At 70.5% G+C, this 1,503-nt stretch carries 1 protein-coding gene; it reads right to left on the bottom strand.

Annotated features, from left to right (window positions below):
* On the bottom strand, positions 1–1,503 hold a 1,503-nt coding region (locus tag ACH0AE_RS17475; protein ID WP_406876107.1), incomplete at both ends, for a DUF4158 domain-containing protein.

The raw sequence follows: 1,503 nt of genomic DNA, 5'->3' as shown, positions 1-1,503 counted from the left end.
CGTCGGTGACGCGCGTGGTCGTCACCGACCCATACAGCCGCTCGCCCAAGCGCTTCGCCTGATCGTCCTCGACGAGCGTACCCTTGGGCTCGGTCGGGAACCGGAGCTTGTCCGCCTGTCCCGACCAGCCGCGCGCCGTCTCGAGCAACGCCGCGTCGAGCTCGACCGCAGCGTCCGCGAGCCAAGCGTCGGCAGTCATCCCGAGCGGGTGCCCCAGTCTCGGCGCCACAGGTGTTGCGGCTAGCACGGGCGGCTGCGCCGGCGGGGCCAATAGCTCGTCGAGCGAGCGGTGGAGCCTCGACGTCGGCACCCATATGTCGCCCGCCGCCAGCGCGTCCGAGAGCGCGAAGTAGGTGGCGAGCTCCCAATAGATCCGGTCGACCCTGCCGCCCACCAACACGTGGCGGCGAAAGCGGTGCTCGACATGGCCTAGCGGCAGGTCAGGCGCGAGCGTGCGGCGATGATCGCCGCGCAGGTCCGCGAGCGCCGCGACCGCACGCAGCAACGGCTTGCCGCCCGCGCGCCCCTCCCAGGTGAAGCTCGCCAGGAGTCGATGGCCGACTTGCTTGAACGTTCGGTACTCGGGCGCGAGTTCGCTCACCACGTTCGGCTTTGCGCGGGTCGTATTGCGGCGAAGCAGTGTCGCGTCGGCCTGGATGAGGTCGAGCGGCGCTATCCTGGTCACGGCCGCAACGACGTCGCCGCCGCGCTTGGCCGCGGTGGCGAGCGCGTCCAGCACGTCGGCGATACGTGCCAAGCGTTCGCGGCCTTGGTCGGCAGACGCGGCGATCGTTCCCTCCAGGCGCTTCCTCGCCCGCAGGTTCGCGCGTGCGACCAGCGACCGGAACATGGCCAGTGCGGCGTCGGTGAGCGTCGCCTCAAGCTCGCGCAAGGTCGCGACCATGGTCGCGTAGCGACGCCTGGAGCCCATCTGCTGGAAGGCCTGCGCGGTGAATCTCACCCCTTCGCGCGCCATTTGAGCCATGCGCGGCCGAAGCTCGGCCGAGAGCGTGAGCGCGGGCGCGCCAGTACCGCGCACCAGGTCAAGCTTGTCTAGGATTTCGGCGAGCGTACCTGCCGACACGCGCCCGGGTGGTTCGCGGAGCCAGGACAGCCGGCTCTGTCGCGCATGCTCCTTGTCGGAGAGGAGCGCGTCCAGCCCGCGCCTGTGCCAGTCATCGAGCATAGCGTCGATCTCGCCGCAGGCGGCGAGGTCTGCTGCGTGCATCGCCTCGGCGGTCATGCGCTCGACCACGGTCACGCCGGGGATGACGATGCGCCGCTCGCGCATGTGGGCGATGAGCCGACCGAGCAGGACGCGCGCGTCGGCGATCTCACGCGCCTGATCGGCGAGCCAGCGCTTCAGCTCGGCGCGCAAGGGGCGGTTCAGATCGCGATAGCCGTGCCGGCGCTTGACGGACGCGAGCTGCTCGTACCGGCTCTGGCCGCGACGCGCGAAGCCGGCGACGGCGGCTGGATCAACGCCGATCTGGTCGGCGATAT

Source organism: Sphingomonas sp. 179-A 2A2 NHS (genome assembly GCF_045371305.1).
In the GTDB taxonomy this organism is placed as follows: domain Bacteria; phylum Pseudomonadota; class Alphaproteobacteria; order Sphingomonadales; family Sphingomonadaceae; genus Sphingomonas.
The sequence above is the reverse complement of the archived record's forward strand: the minus strand, read 5'-3'. Positions and strand labels throughout refer to the sequence as shown.